Origin of the sequence: Sphingomonas sp. AP4-R1, assembly GCF_013113735.1 — a bacterium.
Lineage (GTDB): Bacteria > Pseudomonadota > Alphaproteobacteria > Sphingomonadales > Sphingomonadaceae > Sphingomonas_I.
The window spans coordinates 4,362,691-4,386,954 of the sequence record NZ_CP053346.1 but is presented as its reverse complement, the minus strand read 5'-3'; the positions used below and the strand labels follow the sequence as shown (position 1 = coordinate 4,386,954).

Sequence of the window (24,264 nt, the reverse complement as noted above, 5' to 3'; positions counted from 1 at the left end):
ACGCTTCTACTCGTCTTCCGGCCCCAACAAAGCGAGGAGCCGCTGTTCGGCTTCGGCCCTTTCGAGCGTCAGCCTCTGCTGTTCGGCAAACGCCGCCTCGTCGGTCGAGGCAGCGAACGCCCTAGTCGCCTCCGCGAGCGCCGCGTCGATCGCGGGTCGCGTCGCCAGCACCTCGATCGCCTCTCCCAGGTCGCGCGCCGCACGCAATGGATCCGCATCGCTGCGGAGGAAGGAAAAGGCAAGTCCGTTGGTGCCGAGTAGCCGATTTGCGGTGCTACCGACACCAGCTCTGCCCAATATGTGGGCGATGTCGGTGCTTTCAAGCGATCCCTGCGTCACGATCGCATCCACCATGGCGTCGCGCAGGCCCGACAGCGCCTCGTCGGGCAGGGGAAGCCCAGAAAGCGCCTCGGCATGATCGCCGATCAGTTCGGGCCGGAGGATGAGCCCGGCCAGCACCGCGCGGGCCAGCATCAGATCGATCCCGCCGCGACCGATCGCGCGGGCGGGCTCGGTCGCGGGGCGGAGCGGGGGCTGGAAGCCGCCGGAGCGGCCGCCGCGTCCGAACGGGCGCTGGCCACCGCTTCGGAAATTCTGGCCTCCGCCCCCGCCACGATAGGGCTCGGGCGGCGCGGCGGCATAGAGCGCGTCGAAGCGGCGGCGGAATTCGCTCTGATATTGTTCGCGCACATTGCCGTCGGCGATCGTGCGGGCGAGATCGCCCAGCCGCTGGCGCAGGCCCGCGCGTGCCTCGGGCGTGGTGAGCGGCGCGGCGGCGAGTTCGCTCTCCCAGATCAGGTCGACGAGCGGCTTGGTATTGGCCAGCACGGCCTCGACGGCGGGCGCGCCGCCCGATTTCACCAGATCGTCCGGATCCTGCCCCGCCGGCAGCGTGGCGAAGGCGAGGCTGCGGCCGGGCGCGATCATCGGCAGCGCGCGATGCGCGGCGCGCACGGCGGCCTTCTGCCCGGCCTTGTCGCCGTCGAGGCACAGGATCGGGATTTCGGCCAGCCGCCACATCCGCTCCAGCTGATGCTCGGTGACGGCGGTGCCGTTGGGCGCGACCGCCTCGTCGATCCCGGCCTTGGCCAGCCCGATCACGTCCATATAGCCTTCCACGACGATCAGCCGCCCGGCCTTGCGCGAGGCGGGCCCGGCGCGATCGACGTTGAACAGGGTGCGGCCCTTGTCGAACAGGGGCGTATCGGGCGAATTCAGATATTTGGGCTCGCCCTGATCCAGGATGCGGCCGCCGAACGCGATCGTGCGCCCGCGCTGGTCCCGGATCGGGATCATCAGGCGGCCGCGAAAGCGATCGTAAGGCTCCTTCTCCTCGACCTTGATGAGCAGGCCGGCTTCCACCAGCGTGTCATCGCCGAAGCTGGCGAGGGCGGATTTGAGCTTGCCGCGCGCATCCGGCGCGAAGCCGATGCCGAACGCCTTGGCCAGCGGCTCGGAAATGCCGCGCTTCTGGAGATAGGCGCGCGCATCCGCCCCGCCGATGCCCTGCAATTGTTCCGTGAACCAGCGCGCGGCGGCCTCGCTCGCACTGGTGAGGCCGGTCGCGCGCTCGGCCCGCTCGGCGGAGCGGGGATCGGGTGCGGGCATGTCGAGCCCGGCGGCGGCCGCCAGCTCCTTCACCGCATCGATGAAGGGCAGGCCGCGCGCCTCCGTCAGGAAACGGATCGCGTCGCCGTGCGCCGAGCAGCCGAAGCAGTGATAGAAGCCCTTGTCGTCATTGACGTAGAAGCTGGGGGTCTTCTCGTCGTGGAACGGGCAGCAGCCTTTATACTCGCGCCCGGCCTTGGTGAGTTTCACCGAGCGGCCGATGAGCGCGGACAGATGCGTGCGGGCGCGGAGCTCGTCGAGGAATTGGGGGGAGAGGGTCATGCGTTCAAAACCTCCCCTCCCGCTTGCGGGAGGGGCTGGGGGTGGGCAGGCACGCGTTCGGCAAGCGCGGCGCTGATGGAGAGCAGGATGCCTTCGAGCGTCTCCATGACCTCGGCATTGCTAAACCGGATAACGCGATAACCTTCGCTCTCGAGCCAATCGGTGCGCTGTTGATCCGCCTCGATCCTCAGATCATGGCTGTATCCATCGAGTTCGACGATCAGCTTCCGGTCCCGACACAAAAAATCGACGACGTAAGAGCCGATCGGCATCTGGCGGCTGAATTTGTGCCCGCAGAGTTGGCGGCGCGCGAGACAGTGCCAAAGGCGACGCTCGGCCGGCGTAGCGGCGTGGCGAAGGGCTTTTGCGGTTTGCGTGTCGCGCGATTTGAAGGTCGGCTTGCCCACCCCCAACCCCTCCCGCAAGCGGGAGGGGAGCGCAACCGATTCGCGTGACGCCCGCGCGTCAGATCACCCCAGCCGCGCCTTCACCAGCCCGCTGGCCTTGGCCATGTCCATCTGGCCCGCGAAACGCTCCTTCAGCGCGGCCATCACGCGGCCCATGTCCTTCACGCTGTCCGCGCCCAGTTCGGTCGCCAGCGCGTCGATCGCGGCCTTGGCCTCGTCCTCGCTCATCTGCTTCGGCAGGAATCGCTCGATCACGGCGAGTTCGCCTTCTTCGGCGGCCGCCAATTCCTCGCGACCGCCCTTGCGAAACATTTCGATCGATTCGCGGCGCTGCTTGATCATTTTTTGCAGGACTTCGGTGACCAGAAGGTCGTCATCCGGCGCGCTCGACGCGGTGCGCAGCTCGATGTCGCGATTCTTGATCGCGGCCTGAATCAGGCGCGTCGCGGCCACCGTGGCCTTGTCGCCACCCTTCATGGCGGCAATCTGCGCCGCCTTCACGTCGTCTCGGATCATATCGCTCTCGAATGTCGGAAAGGCGGAGAGATAGCCCAGCGGGCCGGCATTTGGTAGAGTTGACCCTGCCACCGAGGGGGGGTAGCGGGCGACCCTTAGCGACATCGCAACAATCAAACGGAGTGCCCGCCCAACATGGCTGACGCCACGCCTCAACGCGCGCCTGAAGGAGCGACAGGAGTTCTGGTCCTTGGTGACGGCACCGTCATCTGGGGCAAGGGATTCGGTGCCGAAGGCGCTTCCGTGGGCGAAGTGTGCTTCAACACGGCGATGACCGGCTATCAGGAGGTGATGACCGATCCCTCCTATGCGGGCCAGATCGTGAATTTCACCTTCCCGCATATCGGCAATGTCGGCGCCAATGCCGAGGACGTGGAGGCGATCAACCCGCACGCGCTGGGCTGCATCGTTCGCGAGGACGTGACCGATCCCTCCAATTTCCGGTCGACGCAGGGCTTCGACGCCTGGCTGCGCTCGAACGGCCGCATCGGTCTGGCGGGTGTCGATACGCGTGCGCTGACCCGCGCCATCCGCATCCAGGGCGCGCCCAACGGCGTGATCGCGCACAATGCGAAGGGCGAGTTCGATCTGGACGCGCTGAAGCGCCAGGCGCGCGAGTGGCCGGGCCTGGAGGGCATGGACCTCGCGATCGAGGTGTCGGCCACGCAGAGCTACACGTGGGATGACGGGCTGTGGACGCTGGGCGAGGGCTATGCGGCCCACGCCGCGAACCCGGACGGCCCGCATGTCGTCGCGATCGATTATGGCCTGAAGCGGAACATCCTGCGCAATCTCGTCGCCGCCGGTGCGCGCGTGACGGTGGTGCCCGCGACCGCGACCTTCGAGGACGTGATGGCGCACCAGCCGGACGGCGTGTTCCTCTCGAACGGCCCCGGCGATCCGGCCGCGACCGGCACCTATGCCGTGCCGGTGATCCAGGCGCTGCTGAAGATCGCCAAGCCCATCTTCGGCATCTGCCTCGGCCACCAGCTGCTGGGCCTTGCCGTGGGTGCGAAGACCGAGAAGATGCATCAGGGCCATCGCGGCGCGAACCATCCGGTGAAGCGCAGCGACGACGGGCGGGTGGAGATCACCAGCATGAATCACGGCTTCGCGGTCGTGACCGAATCGCTGCCGGCCAATGCCGAGCCGACCCATGTCTCGCTGTTCGACGGCAGCCTCGCCGGCCTGCGCCTGACGGACAAGCCCGCTTTCTCGGTGCAATATCACCCGGAGGCGAGCCCCGGCCCGCAGGACAGCCACTATCTGTTCGAGCAGTTCGTGCGCCAGCTCCCAAAGGCGGCAGCGTGATGGCGACGCGCGGCGTAAACGCGCCGTTAACGAGCGTGCATACCGTTTTTGTTAATGCTGCAAGTGCGAACGGAGCGGAATTTCCCGCTTTTCGGACATTCCTTGCATGATCGCCTCGCTTGCCCTCGCCGTCTCCACCGCCTCGGTTCTGTTCCGGGCCTATGTTCCGCCGCACATGGCGTCGGACGGAGTGCGCTATGAGGTGCGGGCGGCGGCGTCGGTCGATCTGCCGGGCTCGATGAAGACCTGCGGGATCGACGATTTCGAACGGGTCGCCGTCGATGGCGCCGGCCAGACCTACAAATTCGCCGTGACGCGCAGCACCGAGGCCAATGCTCAGTGCCTGCGCGCTCGCCTGCCCCAGGATGCGCGGATCCAGCCGCGCGACAATTGGATGACGAATGCCCAAGCGGACTGATATCTCCTCGATCCTCATCATCGGCGCCGGCCCGATCGTCATCGGTCAGGCCTGCGAGTTCGATTATTCGGGTACGCAGGCCTGCAAGGCGCTGCGCGAGGAGGGCTATCGCATCATCCTCGTCAATTCGAATCCCGCGACGATCATGACCGATCCGGACATGGCGGACGCGACCTATATCGAGCCGATCACGCCCGAGATCGTCGCCAAGATCATCGAGAAGGAGCGTCCCGATGCGGTGCTGCCGACGATGGGCGGCCAGACCGCGCTGAACACCGCATTGGCGCTGTTCCATGACGGCACGCTGGAGAAATATGGCGTCCAGATGATCGGCGCCGATGCCGAGGCGATCGACAAGGCCGAGGACCGGCTGAAGTTCCGCGACGCGATGGACAAGATCGGGCTGGAATCCCCGCGCAGCCGCATCGCCCACACGATCGACGAGGCGCTGGAGGCGCTGGACTTCGTCCAGTTGCCCTCGATCATCCGCCCCAGCTTCACGATGGGCGGGCAGGGCGGCGGCATCGCCTATAACCGCCAGGAATTCATCGAGATCGTCACCAACGGGCTCGACCTTTCGCCGACCACCGAAGTCCTCGTCGAGGAGAGCGTCCTCGGCTGGAAGGAATATGAGATGGAGGTGGTGCGGGATCGCAACGACAATTGCATCATCATCTGCTCGATCGAGAATGTGGACCCGATGGGCATCCACACCGGTGACTCGATCACCGTCGCGCCGGCGCTGACGCTGACCGACAAGGAATATCAGATCATGCGGAACGCGAGCATCGCGGTCCTGCGTGAAATCGGCGTGGAAACAGGCGGTTCGAACGTTCAGTTCGCGGTGAATCCGAAGGACGGCCGTCTCGTCGTGATCGAGATGAACCCGCGCGTGTCGCGCTCCTCCGCGCTCGCGTCGAAGGCGACGGGCTTCCCGATCGCGAAGGTCGCGGCGAAGCTGGCGGTGGGCTACACGCTCGACGAGATCGACAACGACATCACCGGCGCGACGCCGGCCAGCTTCGAGCCGACGATCGACTATGTCGTCACCAAGATTCCGCGCTTCGCCTTCGAGAAGTTCAAGGGCGCGAGCGATCACCTGACCACGGCGATGAAGTCGGTGGGCGAGGTGATGGCGATCGGCCGCAACATCCACGAGAGCCTGCAGAAGGCGCTGCGCGGTCTGGAGACGGGGCTTTCGGGGCTCAACATCGTCGATCGCCTGCAGGGCGCGCCGCGCCCCGAGATCGAGGCGGCCCTGGCCGAGCCGACGCCGGACCGGCTGCTGATCGCGGCGCAGGCGCTGCGTGAGGGCTTCACCGTCGCCGACGTGTGCCACATCGCCAAATATGATCCGTGGTTCATCACGCGGCTGAGCGAGATCGTCGAGGCCGAGGCCGTGGTGTGCCGCGACGGCCTGCCCAACGATGCCGCCGGCATGCGCCGGCTGAAGGCGATGGGCTTCTCCGACAAGCGCCTCGCCTTCCTGTCGCTCCAGTCCGCCAACCTCGCCGGCATGAGCCGCGAGCAGGCGCGCGGATCGGGCATCGTCCACGATGCGATCAAGAGCATGTCGGGCGGCGTGACCGAGGCCGAGGTGCGCGCGCATCGCCACAAGCTGGGCGTGCGGCCGGTCTTCAAGCGGATCGACACCTGCGCCGCCGAGTTCGAGGCGAAGACGCCCTACATGTATTCCACCTACGAGGCGCCGAGCTTCGGGGAGCCGGAGAATGAGGCCGTCCCGAGCGATCGTCGCAAGATCGTGATCCTGGGCGGCGGGCCGAACCGGATCGGGCAGGGCATCGAATTCGATTATTGCTGCTGCCACGCCTGCTTCTCGCTGAGCGATGCGGGCTATGAGACGATCATGGTCAACTGCAATCCGGAGACGGTGAGCACCGACTATGACACGTCCGACCGCCTCTATTTCGAGCCGTTGACGGCCGAGGACGTGCTGGAGATCCTGCATGTCGAGATGAGCCGGGGCGAGCTGGTCGGCGTGATCGTGCAGTTTGGCGGGCAGACCCCGCTGAAGCTGGCGCAGGAGCTGGAAAAGGCCGGTATCCCGATCCTGGGCACCAGCCCGGACGCGATCGATCTGGCCGAGGATCGCGAGCGCTTCGCGGCTCTGGTCGAGAAGCTCGGCCTCAAGCAGCCCGCCAACGGCATCGCCCGCAGCCGGGAAGAGGCGATCGCGGTGGCCGAGCGGATCGGCTATCCGGTGCTGACGCGCCCCTCCTACGTGCTGGGCGGCCGGGCGATGGAAGTCGTCGAGACGCAGGCGCAGCTGGAGCAATATATCACCACCGCCGTGCTGGTGTCGGGCGACAGCCCGGTGCTGATCGACCGCTATCTGCGCGACGCGACCGAAGTGGATGTCGATGCGATCTGCGACGGCACCGACGTCGTGATCGCGGGCGTGATGCAGCATATCGAGGAAGCGGGCGTCCATTCGGGCGACAGCGCCTGCTCGCTGCCGCCGCACAGCCTGCCCAAGAATATCGTCGCCGAGATCGAGCGGCAGGCCGATGCCTTGGCCCGCGCGCTGAACGTGAAGGGGCTGATGAACGTCCAGTTCGCGGTGAAGGATGGCGAGGTCTATCTGATCGAGGTGAACCCGCGCGCCAGCCGCACCGTGCCGTTCGTGGCCAAGGCGGTGGGGGCGCCGATCGCCAAGATCGCGGCGCGCGTGATGGCTGGCGAGAAGCTGGCCGCGCTGCCGAAGATCGATCTGGACGTGAAGCATTCGGCCGTGAAGGAGGCCGTCTTCCCCTGGGCACGCTTCCCCGGCGTCGATCCGGTCCTCTCGCCCGAAATGAAGAGCACGGGTGAAGTGATGGGAATCGATCGCGATTTCGCGACCGCCTTCGCCAAGAGTCAGCTGGGCGCGGGCACCGTGCTGCCGAAGAGCGGCACCGTGTTCGTCTCGGTCAAGCCGTCCGACAAGACGGTGGTGGAACCGGCCGTACGCAAGCTGATCGATCTCGGCTTCGAGATCGTGGCGACGACCGGCACCGCCGAATATCTGCGCGAGCATGGCCTGACGGTGGAGACGGTGAACAAGGTGGCGCAGGGCCGCCCGCACATCGTGGACCGGATGAAGGACGGCGATATCGCGCTCGTCCTGAACACCACCGAGGGCTGGCAGAGCCTGCAGGACAGCAAATCCATCCGCGCGTCCGCGCTGCAGGGGCGCATCCCTTACTTCACCACGGCGGCCGCCGGCGTGGCGGCGGTGGATGCGATTGCCGCGATGCGGGATCGCACGCTTGAAGTGCGCTCGCTCCAATCCTATCATGCGTGATCGCGCCGCCTCCCGACATCGTTAGGATGGTGCGTCGCCGAGAGGCGGCGCGGGGTGACGCTATTACGAAGTGAAGGGATGAGTGCCGATGGCGACCGACGAGAAGATGCCGATGCTGGCGGAGGGCTACGACATGCTCAACGCTGACCTCGCGCGTCTCAAAATCGAACGGCCGCAGATCATCGATGCGATCGAGGAAGCGCGCGCCCATGGCGACCTTTCCGAAAACGCGGAATATCATGCGGCCAAGGAACGGCAGGGCCAGGTGGAGGCGATGATCGCCGACATCGAGGACAAGCTCTCCCGCGCGCTCATCATCGATCCCAAGACGCTCTCGGGCGACAAGGTGGTGTTCGGCGCGACCGTCCATCTGCTGGACGAGGACGACAAGCCGGTGAAGTATCAGATCGTCGGCCAGACCGAGGCGGACGCGAAGGTCGGCCGGATCAGCTTCTCCTCGCCGCTGGCGCGCGCGCTGATCGGCCGCAAGGTGGACGACGACGTGGAAGTGACGGTGCCGTCGGGCGACCGTTATTATGTCGTCTCGCGCATCGAATTCATCTGACGCGCCTCGGGCAGGGGCGTGATGGCAAAGTCCCGCCGTTTGGTTCGAGCAGCATCGAGCGCAGCCGAGATGCGACCGTCGAGAATCCTTCTCGACTGCGTTCTCGGCAAGCTCGAACTTCGCTCGAAGCGAACGGATGGGGTGGCTTCCCAGAATTTCTGACCGCCGGAGCCGGATACCATGCGTAGCGAGCCGCCCCGTGCGACCCTGATGCTGGGCGCCGCCATCGCGGCCGCCTATGCCCTGTTCGGTCTGGCCGGACAGTCCGAAAGCGCCGCGCTTCTCGGCGGTTTCATCCCCGCGCGCATCGGCGGGCCGCCGATGCCGGACGCGCTGCCGGTGTGGCTCACGCCGCTGAGCGCGACGCTGCTGCATGGCGGCATCATCCACCTCGTCTTCAATCTGCTGATGCTCGGCTATTGCGGCAAGGAGACGGAGGTGGCGCTGGGGCCGGGATCGATCATCCTGCTGTTCCTGGTGGGCGCCTTCGCCTCGGCCGGCATGCAATATGCGGTGGACCCTCACAGCACCGTGCCGATGATCGGCGCGTCCGGCGCGATCTCCGCGATCGTGGGCGCCTATGCGATCCTCTACGGCAAGCCCCGCGAAACCAAGCTGCCGCCCGAAGTGGCACGCTGGGCGCATATCGCCTGGCTGGCGGCGGCGTGGATCGTGCTGCAGCTGCTGGTGGGCTTTGCCGGGCGGCTGGACGGCATGGCGGTGGCCGCCGCGGCGCATATCGGCGGCTTCCTCGCCGGGCTGCTGATGGCGCGGCCGCTGCTGCGGTGGCGCTATCGCTCCGCCTGAGGGGCTGGGCTTCCGTATTCGGCTCTCCTGATGGGTCGTGCCGATCAGGTTTGAGCGCGCAGCCGATACCCTGTCGTTCGTGCTGAGCCTGTCGAAGCACGTGCTCCGAGTACATCGCTTGCAGCCCGTCCTTCGACTTCGCTCAGGACGAACGGGAAGAGGGGCGTTTCAGTTCAATCTCAGGCCCGGTGGGCAGGAGAGGGGAGTCTCGCGACCGCGTGGCAGAACCGGTCCGAGCAACACCGTGGATCCCGACTTCGTGGGGTGGACGGTATGCGAGGTAGGGAGAAGGCCTTCGGACGCCTTTGATTTCATGGTGAAAATGCGATGAGCCGAACAGGGTGAGCGCGAAATTAACCAGAAGCGGAGGTTCTTTGGCAATGCGCGGCCGCATAACCACGATTTCGCCGCGTGGCGGCAGACCCGACCCAACGGAGACCGACATGACCTTCCTTCGCAAGCTCGCCGGCAACCGCCGCGGCGCCACCGCCATCGAATATGGCCTGATCGCCGCCCTGATCGCCGTTGCGGCGATCGGCGCGATGTCCACGCTCGGCACCAAGCTCAAGAACACCTTCTCCAATGTTTCCAACAACATGAACGCGCAGTAAAACGCGCATTCCGGCGCGGGCGAGGCCTGCGCCGTTGGAGGACGAAGAGGCCCGGCTGCCCTTGGAGGGCGGCCGGGCCTTTCTCGTTCAGGGAGCGGCGCACGTGTTCCGCTCGACAAAAACAATCCGAAAGCGCAATCAAGCAATCCAATGCGAGTCCAATGTCGCAAGATGCTGGTCGCGCGAATGGGGTTTGGTAGCGTCAAGTGAGGGAGATGCGCGATGCGGATGACGGTAATTGGTGCGGGGATCGTGGTGCAGATGCTGGTGGCGGGGGCGGCGGAGGCCGCGCCATCGCGCGACGTGACCGTCACTTTCTTCGCGGAGCGCGCGCTGAAGACCGAGGTGGGGGAGCGCACGCTCGTCTGCGGCAATGGCGGCGTGCACATGCGGGGTCGCGCGACGCCTTATTATGTCCGGTCGCAATCGTCCTGCCCGACGGGGCCGCACAGCATCCCGAGCACGGTGAGCTGCCATTTCACGCAGGCCGGGTGCTCCGCAAATCTGGCGCGGATGATCCCGGAGACGCCGAAGAAGCCCGGCAAGGCGCCGCATAAGGGGATGTGAGGCGGGTATGGTCGTGGCGAGGTGGGGCGTCAGAAGGCGCCGGCCTCGCGCGATCCACCCCTGGCGCCTCCCTTCCCGGGAAGCGGGATCAGATCCGCGCCGCCTCACGGAAAGAGATCAGGCGGCGGCTGCGTTCGTCCCAGAGGGTGAGGCTGATCGTCTTCAGGCTCTGGCGCAGCGTCAGCCGGCTCATCTCGCGCAGCTGGGGGGCGGCGCGCAGCACGTTCTGCAGCCGATAGAAGGGGATCGTGCTGCACAGGTGATGCACGTGATGCACGCCGATATTGGCGCTGAACCAGCGCAGCACCGGCGGCAGCTCATAATAAGAGCTGCCCTCCAGCGCGGCTTTCTGGAAGGACCAGCCGTCGGCGTGATCCCAGCTCGTCTGCTCGAACTGGTGCTGGATGTAGAACAGCCAGATACCGATCGTCGCCGCGATCAGGATGACCGGCAGGTGGACGAGGAAGAAGGCCGGCGCGCCGAAGGCGAAGATCAGCCCGCCGACCAGCGCGGCGATCGCCACGTTGGTGCCCATCACGCTGATCCACAGCTGGCGGGATTTCCACGCCGGGCCGGTCGGCAGGCGGTGGACCAGCAGGAACTGGAAAGCGGGGCCGAGCAGGAACAGGGTGACCGGGTTGCGGTACATCCGATAGCGTAGCTGGCCCCAGGGCGAGAGACGGCGATATTCGGCGAGCGTCAGCGTATCGATGTCGCCCACGCCGCGCCGATCGAGATTGCCGGTGCCGGCATGATGCTGGGCATGGGCGCGGCGCCAGAATTCATAGGGCGTGAGCGTCAGGACGCCGATCGCGCGGCCGAGCCAGCCATTCGCCTTGCGGCTGCGGAAGAAGGAGCCATGGCCGCAATCATGCTGGATCATGAACAGGCGCAGCAGGAAGCAGCCCGCCGGGATCGTCAGCAGCAGGCCCGCCCAGATCTGCGCGCGCACCAGCAGCATCGCCGTGAGCCACAAGGCCACCAGCGGCACCGCCGTGATCGTCAGCTCCGTCAGCGCGCGCGGATTGTTGGCGACGCGGAAGGGGGCGAGCGCCTTCACCAGACGCGATACGTCCAGCGGCGGGGTGGTTTCCGGCATCGTCCGATCGGGGGTGTGCGCGGCGGATGCGGCGTCGCGCTTCAGAGACTGGGCGAGAATGGAAATGGCTTTCTGAGGGATGGGCGGGCGGGGCGAAGAACGGGGATGTGCAGGAATGCCCCTATGACGGGAATGCGTGAAGAAGAAGGTCCCATATCGTTACTTTTTTGCAGACCGGCACGCGCGACGGCATTTTTCCGCCATTCCGTCGATGAAAAGGGGAGGGTGAACCCCCGCGAGAGACGGTGAAGATCGGGAGGAATCGGGTGAGGAGGCCGATTCCCGTCCCGGGCGAAAAACGCGCCGCGCTTCCACCTTGAACGATCCTTCTCTAAGGGACCGGAATGCCCCTTCCCATCGTTGCCATCGTCGGCCGGCCTAATGTCGGCAAATCGACCCTGTTCAATCGCCTTGTCGGCAAGCGCCTCGCGCTCGTCGACGACCAGCCCGGCGTGACGCGCGATCGCCGCGAGGGAGAGGCGACGCTGCTCGGCATGGATTTCCGCGTCTTCGATACGGCGGGGTTCGAGGACGAGGATCCCGATACGCTGCCGGGCCGGATGCGCGCCCAGTCCGAGGCGGCGGTGGGCGACGCCGACGTGGCCTTGTTCCTGATCGATGCGCGCGCCGGCGTGACCCCGCTCGACGAGACGATCGCGCGCTTCCTGCGGACATCGGACACGCCGATCGTGATGCTGGCCAACAAGGCCGAGGGCAAAGCGGGCGAGAGCGGCGTGCTGGAGGCCTATTCGCTGGGCTTCGGCGATCCCATCCCCTTTTCGGCCGAACATGGCGAAGGCATCGTCGATCTGTTCGAGGCTTTGCGCCCCTATGTGGAGCGCGAGGAGCCCGAGGAAGAGGAGTATGAGCTGGAGGGCGACCGGCCCGATGGCCCGCTGAAGCTCGCCATCGTCGGCCGCCCGAATGCGGGCAAGTCGACGCTGATCAACCGGATGCTGGGCGAGGATCGCCTGATCACGGGGCCCGAGGCGGGCATCACGCGCGATTCGATCGCGGTGGAGTGGGAATGGCAGGGGCGGCCGGTACGGCTGGTGGATACGGCGGGGCTGCGGCGGCGCGCGAAGGTGGAGGACAAGCTGGAGAAGCTCTCCGCCGCCGACACGCAGCGCTCGATCGACTTCGCCGAGGTGGTCGTGCTGCTGCTGGACGCGACGCGCGGGCTGGAGGCGCAGGACCTTCGCATCGCGGCGCAGGTGCTGGAAGAAGGCCGCGCGCTGATGATCGCGATCAACAAATGGGACGTGGCGGAAAATCCGCCCAGCCTGTTCCAGGGCGTGCGCGCGGCGCTGGAGGAAGGGCTCGCGCAGGTGAAGGGCCTGCCGCTGCTGACCGTCTCGGCCGAAACCGGGCGCGGGATCGACCAATTGGTGGAAGCCGCTTTCTCGATCCGCGACGAATGGTCGAAGCGTGTCACGACCGGCCAGCTCAACCGCTGGTTCGAAAAGGCGATCGAGGCCAATCCGCCGCCCGCCCCCGGCGGCAAGCGCATCAAGCTGCGCTACCTGACGCAGGCGCGCACGCGGCCGCCGAGCTTCATCCTGTTCGGCACGCGCGTGGACCAGCTGCCGGAAAGCTATCGCCGCTATCTGGTGAACGGCATCCGGCGTGATCTGGGCTTCCAGGGCGTGCCGGTGCGACTCACGGTGCGCGCGCCGAAGAATCCGTTCGGAAATTGACCGAAGACGCCTTCGTCGACGCGCGCGGGATGCGATGTCCCTGGCCCGCGCTGCGGCTGGCGAAGGCGATGCGGACGGCGGTGCGCGTAAGGATAGCGGCCGACGATCCGCGCGCAGCCGCAGAATTCCGGGCTCTTTGCGAAGAACAGGGCTGGTCTATCGTCCCGGAACGAAAGGATTTCATCGTAACCCGAGCGATGGAAGGAAAGCCTTAACCCAATCTGGCGCACATCGGCCTTGAGCGCGCAGGGGCGTGGGATGGGCCAATGTACGAGCACGACAGCAACATCGTCGATCAGGAGCGGTTCAAGCAGGCGCGGGCCGAGCTGGGGGACAGTTTCGTCCGGATCCTGAGCTATTATCGCGAAGACGGCGCCAAGGTGATCGACGAGATCGAGCGCGCGGCACGGGCGCGCAACGCGACCAGCCTCGTCCGTCCGGCGCATACGCTGAAAGGCGATTCGCTGATGGTGGGCGCCGAGGCGCTCGGCCTTGTGGCCGAGGAGATCGAGAAAGCGGCGCGCCTCTCGGTCGAGCATCACGACTTTCCCGATCATATGCTGCCGAAGGTGCGCGGACTGCGCGACCTGTTCGCGCGCACGATCGCCTTCTTCGAACAGGAGATGGCGGAACGCGCGCCGGTGGTGCCGATGGTGGCGCCGCGCCGGCCGGGTGGCTTCGGCCGCAAGGTGGTGGCGCGATAGAATAGACTGCAGCGGGGGCCGCAGGGCGGCCGGCCATTCGCAGCGCCTTCCGGGGCAGCGCGATGGCCGGCCGCTTTTTTTGTTTCAGGGGTTCGTCGAACGCGCGACGTACTCCGGCGGAAGCCGGAGCCCAGGGCTGCAAGCGTTGCGATCGAAGCTCTGGGCTCCTGCGTTCGCGGGAGTACGGGTTACAAGGGCGTGGCGCCGATCAATGCGCCTCTTCGTCGGCCGCCTTGGACTGCAGCTGGACATAGTTCTGGATGCCCATGCGCGCGATCATGTCGAACTGGCGCTCCAGATAATCGACATGCTCTTCCTCGTTATCGAGGATGCGCTTGAACAGATCGCGGCTGATATAGTCGCGCACCTTCTCGCAATGCTCGATCGCGTCGCGCAGCTGCGGGATCGCCTCATTCTCCAGCGCGAGATCGGCGCGGAGGATTTCTTCCACCGTCTCGCCGATCCGCAGACGGCCCAGCAACTGGAAGTTGGGCAGGCCATCCAGGAACAGGATGCGCGACGACAGCATGTCCGCATGCTTCATCTCATCGATGGATTCGCCATATTCGAACTTGGCGAGCTTCGCGATGCCCCAATGGTCGAGCATGCGATAATGGAGGAAATACTGGTTGATCGCCGTCAGCTCATTCTTGAGAGCGGCGTTCAGATATTCGATGACCTTCTCGTCGCCCTTCACGGCAGCATTCCTTTTCTTGATGACGAACGGCCGATAGACCAGACGTTCGACGATTTGAAGCGCGAACAACTCGCAAGTCGCCTGCGAATAGATTGCATGTATTCTTGCGACTGTCTCGCATTCTTGTTGTGAGGGTTGCGGCACTGGCCCGCTCCCTCACCCGACCTCCCATGGAATAACCTGTCGGGAGGTCGGGTGGGGGAGTGGGCCGGTGCCGCAACGCGTTCCGAAGGGGCGCTAGAGCAAACGCAATTGATCCCCCTCCGGCGGCACGAACAGATCGGTTCGCAGCGCGAAACGTTCCCGATTGAGGCCCCACTTCCGGCAGGCGATCTGGAAGCGCGTGCGGAGCAGATCCGCCCATGGCCCTTCGCCCTTCATGCGCGTGCCGAAATTCGGATCATTGTCCCGCCCGCCGCGGATCGATCGGATCGTGGCCATCACCTTGGCGGCGCGATCGGGATGATGCGCGTCCAGCCAGGCGCGGAACAGGGGCGCCACCTCATGCGGCAGGCGCACGGGCAGGAAGAAGGCGCGGCGCGCGCCCGCCTCGGCCGCCGCCTCCAGAATATGCTCCATCTCGTGATCGGTGATCTGGGGCACGACCGGCGCGATCGAGACGTGGCATTGCACGCCCGCCTCCGCCAGCGCGCGGATCGCGGCGAGGCGCTTGGCAGGGCTCGGCGCGCGGGGCTCCAGCGTGCGCGCGGTGGCGGGGTCGATCGTGGGGACGGACAGGATCACCGCGACGAGGCCCCTGGCCGCCATCGGCGCGATCAGATCCAGATCGCGCAGCACGCGATCGGATTTGGTCGTGATCGTGAACGGGTGGCGCGTCTCGTGGAAGACCTCGATGATCGAGCGGGTGATCCGCCAATGGCCCTCGATCGGCTGATAGGGATCGGTGTTCGTCCCCAGCGCGATCGGCTGGCAGACATAAGCGCGTGCCGAAAGCTCCGCGCGCAGCAGCTTGGCCGCATCGGGCTTGGCGAACAGCCGGCTCTCGAAATCCAGGCCGGGGGAGAGATCGTGATACGCATGCGTCGGCCGCGCGAAACAATAGATGCAGCCATGCTCGCACCCCCGATAGGCGTTGATCGACCGATCGAACGGCACGTCGGGCGAGGCGTTGCGCGTGATGATCGTGCGGGGATGCTCGACCGTGACGGTGGTGCGGAGCGGCGGCGCCTCGCCATCCACGTCGTTACGCGAATCCAACCAGTCTCCATCGGCTTCGCGCGTGGCCAGACCGAAACGATTCGGACGATCGTTTCGGGTCGCTCCGCGGCCCGTCGTTAACAATTGCTGGGGCGGCTTTTTGGGCATTGGCGGAATTTGGCCAATTCCTTTGGACAAAGCGAGAACAAATTATAAATAACTGCAATATAAGGTTTTTTTAAGGACGCAACGGGCATAAACCGGTTTCCAGTTCGACAGATGTTCCGCATGTGGAACGGCTGATCGGACAGGAGAGTATGCTTGGAGTAGCGTGAAATGTTCATGCGTTGCGTGAAATCCGCCGTTCTTGCGACGGCTCTGCTGGGGCTTTCGACCGCGGCCAGCGCGGCGACCCTGTTCAACTTCACCTTCACCGTTCCGTGGAGCATCCTGAGCGGCGGCGGCACCGCCACCGGCAGCGGCCAGTTCTATGCCAACGATCTCGGCAACGGGACCTTCTCGGTCTATGATGCGGACGGCACCGCCAAGGTGACCGCCGCCTCGACGGCGGCCGTGCTGGATACCACCAGCACCGTGCTGCTGCAGAGCGCGCCGACGATCAGCTATTCGGCCTCGACCGGCTACACGATCAACGCGGTCACGATTTCCGGTCCGTCGACGAGCTACACCTTCACCAAGGATCTGCTCGATTCCAATTATGCGATCTCGAACGGGCTGCGCGGCGGCACGGGATCGCTGAACATCGCGCTGGCGCCGATCGCGGCGGTGCCCGAGGTCGCGACCTGGGCGATGATGATCCTCGGCTTCGGGATGATCGGCGTGGTCTTGCGCAACAGCAAGCGTCCCAGCGGTTTTCACGCCTGAAGGTGTGGATAGGACACTGGCTCTTCCCAGCGAGCCAGAGTGGCACCGGCCCGCCCCCCATCCGGGCCGGTGCCCCGTTCCCAAGGCGGCGGACGATCCGATCGGATCGCCCGCCGTTTTTGGTTTCCGCTTTCTAGCGCTCCCGCAGGCGCGGCATCAGTTCCACGAAATTGCAGGGGCGGTGACGGCTGTCGAGCTGGGAGGCGAGGATGCCGTCCCACCCGTCCCGGCAGGCGCCGGTGGAGCCGGGCAGCGCGAACAGATAGGTGCCCCGCGCGACGGCGGCGGTGGCGCGTGACTGGATCGTGGACGTGCCGATCGTCTGGTAGCTGAGCCAGCGGAACAGCTCTCCGAATCCTTCGATTTCCTTGTCGCGGATACGGGCGAAGGCCTCGGGCGTCACGTCGCGTCCGGTGACGCCGGTGCCACCCGTCGCGATCACGCAATCCACCTCCGGATCGTCGATCCAGCCGGTCAGCGTCGCACAGATCAGGTCGACATCGTCGCGCACGATCGTCCGCGCGGCGAGGATGTGGCCGGCCGCCTCCAGCCGCTGGACGAGCGTGTCGCCGGAGCGATCGTCGGCGGCGGTGCGGCTGTCCGAAACCGTGAGGATCGCGATGCGGACGGGGAGGAAGGGGAGGCTGTGGTCGAGCGGCATGCGGCGGATTTAGGCGGGGGAGAGGGGGAGCGGAAGCCGCTCATTCCGCACCGTCACCCCCGGACTCGATCCGGGACGGGGTAGTGGGATGAGCCTCAGCTGCCGCCCGCGACGTCGAAAGCGCCGGCGGCGCTGACGGCCATGCGGGGGCGGGCCACCGGGAAGAGCGGCCATTTGCCCTGCGCCATCGTCGCGAGGCTCTCGGTCGGCGCGCCGCTCTCGCGCTGGTACATCCAGTAATTGCGCAGGACGATCGCGGTATAGGCGCGCGTCTCGGCGAACGGCATGGATTCGATGAAGAGCAGGGGGTCGTTCGAGGCGCCGGGGCGTACGCTCCACGCCGCGACATTGTTCGGCCCCGCATTGTAGGCGGCGATCACCTTGGGCAGCAGGCCGCCGGTGCCGCCGTTGCTCGCCAACTCCTCCAGATAGGATTGGCCATATTCGAAGCTGACGGCGGGATCGTTGAGGCGCGACGTCATGTCCGCCGTCTCGCCCTTGTGGCGGGCGACGAGGCGCGCGGTGCCGGGCATCAGCTGCATCAGGCCGCGCGCGCCCGCATGGCTGACGGCGTCGGTGCGGAACTGCGATTCCTGCAGCGCGTGGGCGAAGATCAGCGCGCGGTCGACGCGCCATCCGCCGGTCGGCGCCCAGGCGGGCATGGGATAGCGCGCGGAGACGGGCGTCGCGATGCCGACCGGGCCGTTCTGGGCGAGCCACATCTGCGTGGCGGGCAGATTGAGGGTGCCGGCGAGGCGGATGAGCGCGCCATGCTCCTCGGCCGGGCCGATCTTCGCCTGCTGGCGGAGCAGTTGATCGGCGAGCGTGCTTTCGCCGACCTGTGTGAGCGCGGCGGCGGCGCGGGCATTGGGGCGCAGCGCGATCAGATCGGGGCCGTCCCCGCGCGCGGCCGCACCCGGTTCGGCGGCGAGGCCGAGCGTGGCCGAGGCGAGCAGGCCGTAAAAGGTTTCGTCCAGCCGGGCGGCGGACCGCAGGCGGGCGGCGACGCGATCGGGGCGGCCTCCCGCCGTATCGCTGCGCGCGGCCCAGAACAGGCCGGCGGCGACCGTCTCGGCGTCGCGCGCGGAGGTGGCGACGGCTGCGAAGGCATCGGCGGCGGCGGCCATCTCGCCCGAACGCCACGAGGAAAGACCGAGCACCCAATTGGCCTGCACGGTCCATTCGCCCGCGCCGGCCCCGGCGGAGGCGGCGACGCGGCGCGCATTCACATCGTCATTGGCGAGATAATAGGCCCACGCCACGCGCTGGCGCCATTCGGCCAAGGCCTCGGGCGAAAGCTGGCTGGCGACGGCCTCGACCTTCGCCTCGGCCCCGGCGCCGTCATTGGCCTTCACCAGCGGCGTCGCGATCACGGACAGGCGCGCGGCGGCGGCGTCGCTGCGCGTGGGGCGGGCGGCGACGCGCTTCGAGGCGCCGGCGAGGCGGACCAGATCGTGCGGCTGGGGCAGGGTCGGCACGCTGGTGATACCCTGCTGCGTGGCGAGGCGCGCCAGAGCGGGGGCCTCGGGCAGTTCGGGTGCGGCGGCGAGCAGGCCGGAGAGCTTCACCGGATCCGGCCGGGGCGCGCCCTTGGCCAGAAACAGCTCGGCACGCGCCACCGAGGTCAGCACGCCATCGGGGCGGGCGTCGAGCGCGGCCGATGCGTTGATCCAGTCGCCCGAGCGGATCTCGGCGAAGACGAGGCGATAGGCGGTGCGATCGACATCCGAGATCGTGCCGGGGCGCGCGGCGGTGACGGTGATGTCGCCGGGGGTCGCCGTCGTATCGCCGGCATGAGCGGCGGTGGGGAGGACGGTCGCGGCGAGGAGCAGGGGAAGCAGGTTACGCATCAGAGGGCCATGAAGAGCTGGAGGTCCGCCCAGGCCGCTTTCTTGCGGTCGGGCGTCTGGATGAGGAGGCGGGGGTGGAAGCTGGCGACGGCGGGGATCGCCCCGGTCGGGCCGGCAATTTCGTGCGTGCGCCCGCGCGCCTCGACGCAGCCGAAGCCGAGCAGCGCGCGCGTGGGGGCGTCACCCAGCAGCAGCAGACGCTTCGGCCGGACCAGCGCGATATGGTGGCGCATCAGCGTGGCGAGCGAGGCGATCGTCTCGGGCGTGAGGCGGCCGCTGGCCGAGCGCGCGGGCGAGAGCGGAGCGAGATAGGCGATCTCGCGCGAGAGGGTCATCGCGCCCAGCATGCGATCGAACAACTGGCCGACATCGCCGGAGAGGAGCCGTGCGGCGGCGCGATCGCCCTGCTCGGGCATGTCAAGGATCAGCATCGCGCCCGAGGCGGGATCGCCCGTCGCGTCCAGCCGCGCGGCGGCGGGGCCGGGCACCGAGGCGTCTTCCAGCAGGAAGCGGCGGAAGGCGGCGAGATCGTCGGGCAGCGCGGCGGGGGGTGGCGCTGCGGCCGCGATCGGCGCGGCAGAGGCGGCCAGCGGCGCGCGCACGGAACCGCCGGGTGCGACATGCGTAGAAGAAGAGGGCGCAGGCTCCGGTGCGGGCGTCGGCTGGGCCAGCCAGTCGCGCGGCGCATCGTCGACGAACATGTCGACGCCGGCCTCCTCCCACCAATCGAGCGCGCTCAGCGCCAGCCGATCTTCCATCGGCGCCCCTCCCAAATCTGTAACCCTACCTAAGACGGACAGTTGACGAATACGTCAATCTTCGTTCAGCGAGAACATGACGGAGCGTTCGGTCCATAAGATGACCAGCCGGAGAGAGAAGATCGCGATGCACGAGCGGGAATCGATGGAGTATGACGTGGTGATCGTCGGCGGTGGGCCGGCCGGTCTCGCCGCGGCGATCCGCCTGAAGCAGCTGGCTTCGGAGAAAGGCGCCGAGCTTTCGGTGTGCATCCTCGAAAAAGGGTCCGAAATCGGCGCGCATATCCTGTCGGGCGCGGTGGTGGATCCGATCGCGCTGGACGAGCTGCTGCCCGACTGGCGCACCGACGGCTGCCCGATGGCCGAAGTGCCGGTGACGGAGAATCATCACTGGTTCCTGTCGAAGGGTGGCAAGACGGCGATGCCGCACCTCTTCACGCCCGGCTTCATGCACAACAAGGGCACCTATACGGGCTCGCTCGGCAATCTGTGCCGCTGGCTGGCGGGCAAGGCCGAGGAGCTGGGCGTCGAGATCTTCCCCGGCTTCGCGGCGGCCGAGGTGCTGTTCCACGACGACGGATCGGTGAAGGGCGTCGCGACCGGCGACATGGGCGTGGCGCGCGACGGCACGCACAAGCCCGATTACCAGCCGGGCATGGAGCTGCACGCCAAATACACCTTCTTCGCGGAAGGCGCGCGCGGGAGCCTCACCAAGGAGGTGAAGCGCATCTTCGATCTGGAGGCGAGCTGCCAGCCGCAGGTTTACGGCCTCGGCATGAAGGAGCTGTGGGACATCGCCCCGGAGAAGCATGCGCCCGGCCGCGTGATCCACACGCAGGGCTGGCCGCTGACCGAGGAGGTGGGCGGCGGCTTCCTCTATCACCAGGCGAACGGGCAGGTGGCGCTCGGCTTCGTGGTGGGGCTGGGCTACAAGAATCCGCACCTCTTTCCGTTCGAGGAATTCCAGCGCTGGAAGCAGCATCCCGCGATCCGCGCGATCCTGGAGGGCGGGCGCCGCGTGAGCTACGGCGCGCGCGCGATCAACGAGGGCGGGTGGCAGTCCGTGCCGACTTTGGCCTTTCCCGGCGGCGCGCTGATCGGCTGTTCGGCGGGCTTCGTGAACGTGCCGCGCATCAAGGGCAGCCACACCGCGATGAAGAGCGGCATGCTGGCGGCCGAGGAGGCGTATGCGGCCGTGACGGCCGGGCGGCAGGGCGACGTGCTGGCCGGCTACCAGCCCGCCGTGAATGCCAGCTGGATCTCCAAGGAGCTGAAGCTCGTCCGCAATTCGGAGCCGTCCATCGCGAAGTTCGGGCCGCTGATGGGCACGGTCTGGGCCGGCCTCGACATGTGGATGAACACTTTCGGGCTCGGCCTGCCGTACACGTTCAAGCATCACCGGGACTGTTCGACGCTGGCGCGCAAGGACCATGCGCGGCCGATCGACTATCCCAAGCCCGACGGGAAGATCAGCTTCGATCGTCTCTCCTCGGTGTTCCTGTCGAACACCAATCACGAGGAGGATCAGCCGATCCATCTGACGCTGAAGGATCCGGAGGTGCCGATCACGGTGAACCTGCCGCTCTACGATGCGCCCGAGCAGCGTTACTGCCCGGCGGGCGTCTACGAGATCGTGGGGCAGGATGTCGGCACGCCGCGCCTGCAGATCAACGCGCAGAATTGTGTCCACTGCAAGACCTGCGACATCAAGGACCCCACACAGAATATCAACTGGGTCGTGCCCGAAGGCGGCGGCGGTCCCAACTATCCGAACATGTGAGAGACGGTTAAGGGTGGCGGCATGACGCGATTGAGAGTGACGCCCGTCCTGCTGAGCCTGCTTGCCACCGTGGCGGCGGCCGGCTCCGTTTCCGCCGCCCAGACGAAGCAGAGGCCGACGAACGAGCCCAGCCAGGCCGAGCGCTATGTGAAGATGCGCGCGGCGGCCGGTGTCGGCGATCTGGATACGGCCACGCGCGAACTCGGCCTGTTGCTGGCGCGCGACCCGGGCAGCGACCTGATCGCCCGGCGCGCGCTGATCGAGGCGATCGCGGCGGGCGACAAGCCGCTGGCGCTGAAGGCGGCGAATGCGCTGCAGCAGCAGGGCACGCCGCCGGTGGACGCGCCGTTGCTGTTCATGGTCGATGCCGTGCAGGCGAAGGACTGGAAGCGCGCGCGGGCGCAGATCGACCAGATCGAGGCGGGCAAGCTCTTCGCCTTCATGGCGCCGCTCCTGCGCGCGTGGATCGCGCTGGGATCGCGCGAGGGCGATCCGCTGGCGGCGCTGGAAGCCGCGCGGCAGGGCGGGATCGGCTCGGCCTATTTCCCCGGCCAGCATGCGATCCTGCTGCTGGCGCTGGGGCGGACGGACGAGGGTGCGGCCGAGGTGGCGGCTTTGCCCAGCGCGGGCAGCCGGCTGAAGCTGGCGGTGGCGACCGCGCTGATCAAGGCGCGCCAGCCGGACAAGGCCAAGACCTTCCTCGACGGCAATGATCCCGTGCTGGAGGCGGCGCGCGCGCGGCTGGCGGCGGGCGGGCGCATCGATATCCTCTATGACGATGCGGGCTCGGGCGTGTCCGATCTGCTGACGCAGGTGGCGATCGACTTCAATCGCCAGCGGCTCGTGCCCGTGGCGACGATGCTGGCGCGGCTGGGCACCTTCGCCGATCCCGACAATTCGGGCGGCTGGATCGCGACCGCCAATTTCCTGGGGCTGGCCAAGCGCCCCGATGCGGCTTTGGCGGCGCTGGATCATGTCGCGGCCGGCGATCCCTATGCCAGCACGGCCGAGCGGCTGCGGATCGCGCTGCTGATCGACAAGGGCGACAAGGCGGCGGCGCTCGCGACGGCGACGGCGGCGGCGGAACGGCCGGGCGCGGGATCGGGCGAATGGTCGCGCGTGGGCGACGTGCAGATGTCGCTCGACAAGCCCGCGCTGGCGGCGGTCTCCTACGAGAAGGCGATCGCGGCGGCGGGCCCGAATGCGGCGGCAGAGGATGTGTGGCCGTTCTGGCTGCAGCGCGGCGCCGCGCTGGAGGAGGGCGGCGACTGGCCGGCGGCCAAGCTGGCGCTGGACAAGGCCTATGCGCTGGCGCCCGATCAGGCGATCGTGCTGAATCATCTCGGCTATTCGATGCTGGCGCGGCGCGAGAACGTGCCCGTGGCGACCCGGCTGATCGAGAGCGCGAGCAAGCTGCGCCCCGATGACGCCGCGATCACGGACTCGCTCGGCTGGGCGAAATTCGTGGGCGGCGATGCGGCGACGGCGGTGAAACTGCTGGAGCGCGCGTCGGCGGGCGAACCGGGCGAACCCACGATCAACGAGCATCTGGGCGACGTCTATTGGGCGCTCGGCCGCCGGATCGAGGCGCGCTATGCGTGGCGCGCGGCGCTGGTGACGGCCGAAGCCAAGGATGCGCCGCGCATCAAATCGAAGATCGAGACGGCGCCGACGCCCGCCACCGCCGCCCCATGACCTTTGCCACAGACGCGGCCCTCGATGCCGCTCCCGAAGCCGCGCCGGGCGCCGCCCCGGACATCGCTTATGCCAAGCTGAACCTCGCGCTGCATGTGCGGTCGCGCGGGGAAGATGGCTATCATGTGCTGGAGACATTGTTCGCCTTCTGCACCGATGGCGACAGGCTGACGCTGGAGGACGAACCCGGCCTGCGACTGGAGGGGCCGTTCGCGGCGGCGCTGTCGGGCGAGGGCGACAATCTGGTGACGCGTGCGGCGCGTGAGTGGGCCGCCCTGTTCGGCGGCGCGCAGGCGGGCTTCCGGCTGGAGAAGAATTTGCCGATCGCCTCCGGCATCGGTGGCGGATCGGCCGACGCGGCGGCGGCGCTGCGTCTGCTGGCCGCGCGCGACGGGATCGATCCGGCCGACCCCCGCGTCCACGCCATTGCGGCGGGGCTGGGCGCGGACGTGCCGGCCTGCGTGCTGTCGCGCGCGGCGCGGGGCGAGGGGCGGGGCGAGCAACTCGTGCCCGTCTCGCTCGGGCGGCTGACGGGGCAGCCGGTGCTGCTCGTCAATCCGGGCATCGCCTTGTCGACCGGCGCCGTGTTCAAGGCGTGGGACCGGATCGATCGCGGCGCGCTGCCACAGGGCGTGGATGCCGCGCTGGAGGGGCGCAACGATCTGGAGGCGCCGGCCGTCTCGCTGGTGCCGGAGATCGGCGACGTGCTGGATCTGCTCGGCGCGCAGCCGGGTCTGCTGTTCGCGCGCATGTCGGGCTCGGGCGCGACCTGCTTCGCGTTGTTCGAGGATGAGGCCGCGCGCGACGCGGCGGCGGCGGCATTGCCCGCCTGCTGGTGGCGGCTGGCGACGCGGCTGCGGCCCTGATGGACGCGCGTGACGGTG

The 24,264-nt window shown here is 67.4% G+C and carries 23 protein-coding genes; 14 read left to right on the top strand and 9 right to left on the bottom strand.

Annotation, left to right across the window (positions count from 1 at the left end; genetic code table 11):
• Window positions 1–6 precede the first annotated feature (6 nt).
• The 3 genes from dnaG to HL653_RS20040 all read right to left on the bottom strand — a co-directional run bounded on the left by dnaG (window position 7) and on the right by HL653_RS20040 (window position 2,813).
• The gene (gene dnaG, locus HL653_RS20050; protein WP_171746070.1) at window positions 7–1,890 is read right to left on the bottom strand and encodes a DNA primase; all 1,884 of its coding nucleotides are present in this window, start codon (window positions 1,888–1,890) and stop codon (window positions 7–9) included.
• Window positions 1,887–2,297 carry an endonuclease domain-containing protein gene (locus tag HL653_RS20045; RefSeq protein ID WP_171746069.1) on the bottom strand — a complete coding sequence of 137 codons (411 nt, stop codon included), beginning with the start codon at window positions 2,295–2,297 and terminating at the stop codon, window positions 1,887–1,889. The genes dnaG and HL653_RS20045 overlap by 4 nt, the downstream gene beginning before the upstream one ends.
• Window positions 2,298–2,360: 63 nt before the next feature.
• Complete coding sequence (locus HL653_RS20040; RefSeq protein WP_171747144.1) at window positions 2,361–2,813, bottom strand: GatB/YqeY domain-containing protein; 453 nt, start codon at window positions 2,811–2,813, stop codon at window positions 2,361–2,363.
• Window positions 2,814–2,948: 135 nt separating this feature from the next.
• Between HL653_RS20040 and carA the strand changes: the two genes are divergently transcribed.
• The 7 genes from carA to HL653_RS20005 all read left to right on the top strand — a co-directional run bounded on the left by carA (window position 2,949) and on the right by HL653_RS20005 (window position 10,396).
• Complete coding sequence (gene carA, locus HL653_RS20035) at window positions 2,949–4,124, top strand: glutamine-hydrolyzing carbamoyl-phosphate synthase small subunit (RefSeq protein ID WP_171746068.1); 1,176 nt, start codon at window positions 2,949–2,951, stop codon at window positions 4,122–4,124.
• A gap of 106 nt (window positions 4,125–4,230) precedes the next feature.
• A complete protein-coding gene (locus tag HL653_RS20030) occupies window positions 4,231–4,542 on the top strand; it encodes a hypothetical protein (protein WP_171746067.1) in 312 nt (103 codons plus the stop codon).
• On the top strand, window positions 4,526–7,846 hold the full coding sequence (gene carB / locus HL653_RS20025; protein WP_171746066.1) for a carbamoyl-phosphate synthase large subunit: 3,321 nt from the start codon (window positions 4,526–4,528) through the stop codon (window positions 7,844–7,846). Before HL653_RS20030 ends, carB begins: the two co-directional genes overlap by 17 nt.
• Before the next feature lie 88 nt (window positions 7,847–7,934).
• Complete coding sequence (gene greA / locus HL653_RS20020; RefSeq protein WP_171746065.1) at window positions 7,935–8,411, top strand: transcription elongation factor GreA; 477 nt, start codon at window positions 7,935–7,937, stop codon at window positions 8,409–8,411.
• Window positions 8,412–8,591: 180 nt separating this feature from the next.
• A complete protein-coding gene (locus HL653_RS20015) occupies window positions 8,592–9,218 on the top strand; it encodes a rhomboid family intramembrane serine protease (protein WP_171746064.1) in 627 nt (208 codons plus the stop codon).
• A gap of 443 nt (window positions 9,219–9,661) precedes the next feature.
• Window positions 9,662–9,829 (top strand): Flp family type IVb pilin, encoded by a 168-nt coding sequence (locus tag HL653_RS20010; protein WP_171746063.1) that lies wholly within the window; start codon window positions 9,662–9,664, stop codon window positions 9,827–9,829.
• Window positions 9,830–10,051: 222 nt separating this feature from the next.
• A complete protein-coding gene (locus tag HL653_RS20005; protein ID WP_171746062.1) occupies window positions 10,052–10,396 on the top strand; it encodes a hypothetical protein in 345 nt (114 codons plus the stop codon).
• Between the two features lie 88 nt (window positions 10,397–10,484).
• Here the strand turns inward: HL653_RS20005 and HL653_RS20000 are convergent, their stop codons facing one another.
• Complete coding sequence (locus tag HL653_RS20000; protein ID WP_171746061.1) at window positions 10,485–11,495, bottom strand: fatty acid desaturase; 1,011 nt, start codon at window positions 11,493–11,495, stop codon at window positions 10,485–10,487.
• Between the two features lie 344 nt (window positions 11,496–11,839).
• Between HL653_RS20000 and der the strand changes: the two genes are divergently transcribed.
• Genes der through HL653_RS19985 form a run of 3 tightly spaced genes read left to right on the top strand, consistent with a single transcriptional unit; the run spans window position 11,840 to window position 13,896 of the window.
• The gene (gene der, locus HL653_RS19995) at window positions 11,840–13,192 is read left to right on the top strand and encodes a ribosome biogenesis GTPase Der (protein WP_171746060.1); all 1,353 of its coding nucleotides are present in this window, start codon (window positions 11,840–11,842) and stop codon (window positions 13,190–13,192) included.
• A gap of 29 nt (window positions 13,193–13,221) precedes the next feature.
• Window positions 13,222–13,407 (top strand): sulfurtransferase TusA family protein, encoded by a 186-nt coding sequence (locus HL653_RS19990; RefSeq protein ID WP_171747143.1) that lies wholly within the window; start codon window positions 13,222–13,224, stop codon window positions 13,405–13,407.
• 51 nt (window positions 13,408–13,458) lie between these two features.
• On the top strand, window positions 13,459–13,896 hold the full coding sequence (locus HL653_RS19985) for an Hpt domain-containing protein (RefSeq protein WP_171746059.1): 438 nt from the start codon (window positions 13,459–13,461) through the stop codon (window positions 13,894–13,896).
• Between the two features lie 208 nt (window positions 13,897–14,104).
• On the opposite strand, the gene bfr is transcribed toward HL653_RS19985, so the two are convergent.
• Entirely contained in the window at window positions 14,105–14,593 is a 489-nt protein-coding gene (gene bfr / locus HL653_RS19980; protein ID WP_171747142.1) for a bacterioferritin, read from the bottom strand.
• 237 nt (window positions 14,594–14,830) lie between these two features.
• The gene (locus HL653_RS19975; RefSeq protein WP_171746058.1) at window positions 14,831–15,919 is read right to left on the bottom strand and encodes a PA0069 family radical SAM protein; all 1,089 of its coding nucleotides are present in this window, start codon (window positions 15,917–15,919) and stop codon (window positions 14,831–14,833) included.
• Between the two features lie 168 nt (window positions 15,920–16,087).
• On the opposite strand from HL653_RS19975, the gene HL653_RS19970 reads away from it, so the two are divergent.
• Window positions 16,088–16,636 carry a PEPxxWA-CTERM sorting domain-containing protein gene (locus tag HL653_RS19970; RefSeq protein ID WP_253717140.1) on the top strand — a complete coding sequence of 183 codons (549 nt, stop codon included), beginning with the start codon at window positions 16,088–16,090 and terminating at the stop codon, window positions 16,634–16,636.
• A gap of 133 nt (window positions 16,637–16,769) precedes the next feature.
• Here the strand turns inward: HL653_RS19970 and moaB are convergent, their stop codons facing one another.
• The 3 genes from moaB to HL653_RS19955 form a co-directional block, all read right to left on the bottom strand.
• Entirely contained in the window at window positions 16,770–17,297 is a 528-nt protein-coding gene (gene moaB, locus HL653_RS19965) for a molybdenum cofactor biosynthesis protein B (RefSeq protein ID WP_171746057.1), read from the bottom strand.
• A gap of 95 nt (window positions 17,298–17,392) precedes the next feature.
• A complete protein-coding gene (locus tag HL653_RS19960) occupies window positions 17,393–19,147 on the bottom strand; it encodes a lytic transglycosylase domain-containing protein (RefSeq protein WP_171746056.1) in 1,755 nt (584 codons plus the stop codon).
• Window positions 19,147–19,905: a uracil-DNA glycosylase family protein gene (locus HL653_RS19955; protein ID WP_171746055.1), complete on the bottom strand. Its 759-nt coding sequence runs from the start codon at window positions 19,903–19,905 to the stop codon at window positions 19,147–19,149. The genes HL653_RS19960 and HL653_RS19955 overlap by 1 nt, the downstream gene beginning before the upstream one ends.
• A gap of 127 nt (window positions 19,906–20,032) precedes the next feature.
• Between HL653_RS19955 and HL653_RS19950 the strand changes: the two genes are divergently transcribed.
• The 3 genes from HL653_RS19950 to HL653_RS19940 are packed head-to-tail and all read left to right on the top strand — an operon-like array spanning window position 20,033 to window position 24,246.
• Window positions 20,033–21,685 carry an electron transfer flavoprotein-ubiquinone oxidoreductase gene (locus HL653_RS19950; protein ID WP_171747140.1) on the top strand — a complete coding sequence of 551 codons (1,653 nt, stop codon included), beginning with the start codon at window positions 20,033–20,035 and terminating at the stop codon, window positions 21,683–21,685.
• A gap of 21 nt (window positions 21,686–21,706) precedes the next feature.
• A complete protein-coding gene (locus HL653_RS19945) occupies window positions 21,707–23,380 on the top strand; it encodes a hypothetical protein (RefSeq protein WP_171746054.1) in 1,674 nt (557 codons plus the stop codon).
• The gene (locus tag HL653_RS19940) at window positions 23,377–24,246 is read left to right on the top strand and encodes a 4-(cytidine 5'-diphospho)-2-C-methyl-D-erythritol kinase (protein WP_171746053.1); all 870 of its coding nucleotides are present in this window, start codon (window positions 23,377–23,379) and stop codon (window positions 24,244–24,246) included. The genes HL653_RS19945 and HL653_RS19940 overlap by 4 nt, the downstream gene beginning before the upstream one ends.
• Window positions 24,247–24,264: the final 18 nt, after the last annotated feature.

Coding starts and splice junctions, on each gene's coding strand:
- carA (WP_171746068.1), top strand. CDS start 2,949: ATGGCTGACGCCACGCCTCAACGCGCGCCTGAAGGAGCGACAGGAGTT.
- greA (WP_171746065.1), top strand. CDS start 7,935: ATGGCGACCGACGAGAAGATGCCGATGCTGGCGGAGGGCTACGACATG.
- HL653_RS19970 (WP_253717140.1), top strand. CDS start 16,088: ATGTTCATGCGTTGCGTGAAATCCGCCGTTCTTGCGACGGCTCTGCTG.
- HL653_RS20040 (WP_171747144.1), bottom strand. CDS start 2,813: ATGATCCGAGACGACGTGAAGGCGGCGCAGATTGCCGCCATGAAGGGT.
- HL653_RS19955 (WP_171746055.1), bottom strand. CDS start 19,905: ATGGAAGATCGGCTGGCGCTGAGCGCGCTCGATTGGTGGGAGGAGGCC.
- HL653_RS20005 (WP_171746062.1), top strand. CDS start 10,052: ATGCGGATGACGGTAATTGGTGCGGGGATCGTGGTGCAGATGCTGGTG.
- HL653_RS19985 (WP_171746059.1), top strand. CDS start 13,459: ATGTACGAGCACGACAGCAACATCGTCGATCAGGAGCGGTTCAAGCAG.
- HL653_RS20010 (WP_171746063.1), top strand. CDS start 9,662: ATGACCTTCCTTCGCAAGCTCGCCGGCAACCGCCGCGGCGCCACCGCC.
- der (WP_171746060.1), top strand. CDS start 11,840: ATGCCCCTTCCCATCGTTGCCATCGTCGGCCGGCCTAATGTCGGCAAA.
- HL653_RS19975 (WP_171746058.1), bottom strand. CDS start 15,919: ATGCCCAAAAAGCCGCCCCAGCAATTGTTAACGACGGGCCGCGGAGCG.
- HL653_RS19945 (WP_171746054.1), top strand. CDS start 21,707: ATGACGCGATTGAGAGTGACGCCCGTCCTGCTGAGCCTGCTTGCCACC.
- HL653_RS19940 (WP_171746053.1), top strand. CDS start 23,377: ATGACCTTTGCCACAGACGCGGCCCTCGATGCCGCTCCCGAAGCCGCG.
- HL653_RS19990 (WP_171747143.1), top strand. CDS start 13,222: ATGCGATGTCCCTGGCCCGCGCTGCGGCTGGCGAAGGCGATGCGGACG.
- moaB (WP_171746057.1), bottom strand. CDS start 17,297: ATGCCGCTCGACCACAGCCTCCCCTTCCTCCCCGTCCGCATCGCGATC.
- HL653_RS20030 (WP_171746067.1), top strand. CDS start 4,231: ATGATCGCCTCGCTTGCCCTCGCCGTCTCCACCGCCTCGGTTCTGTTC.
- HL653_RS20015 (WP_171746064.1), top strand. CDS start 8,592: ATGCGTAGCGAGCCGCCCCGTGCGACCCTGATGCTGGGCGCCGCCATC.
- dnaG (WP_171746070.1), bottom strand. CDS start 1,890: ATGACCCTCTCCCCCCAATTCCTCGACGAGCTCCGCGCCCGCACGCAT.
- HL653_RS20000 (WP_171746061.1), bottom strand. CDS start 11,495: ATGCCGGAAACCACCCCGCCGCTGGACGTATCGCGTCTGGTGAAGGCG.
- HL653_RS19950 (WP_171747140.1), top strand. CDS start 20,033: ATGCACGAGCGGGAATCGATGGAGTATGACGTGGTGATCGTCGGCGGT.
- HL653_RS19960 (WP_171746056.1), bottom strand. CDS start 19,147: ATGCGTAACCTGCTTCCCCTGCTCCTCGCCGCGACCGTCCTCCCCACC.
- carB (WP_171746066.1), top strand. CDS start 4,526: ATGCCCAAGCGGACTGATATCTCCTCGATCCTCATCATCGGCGCCGGC.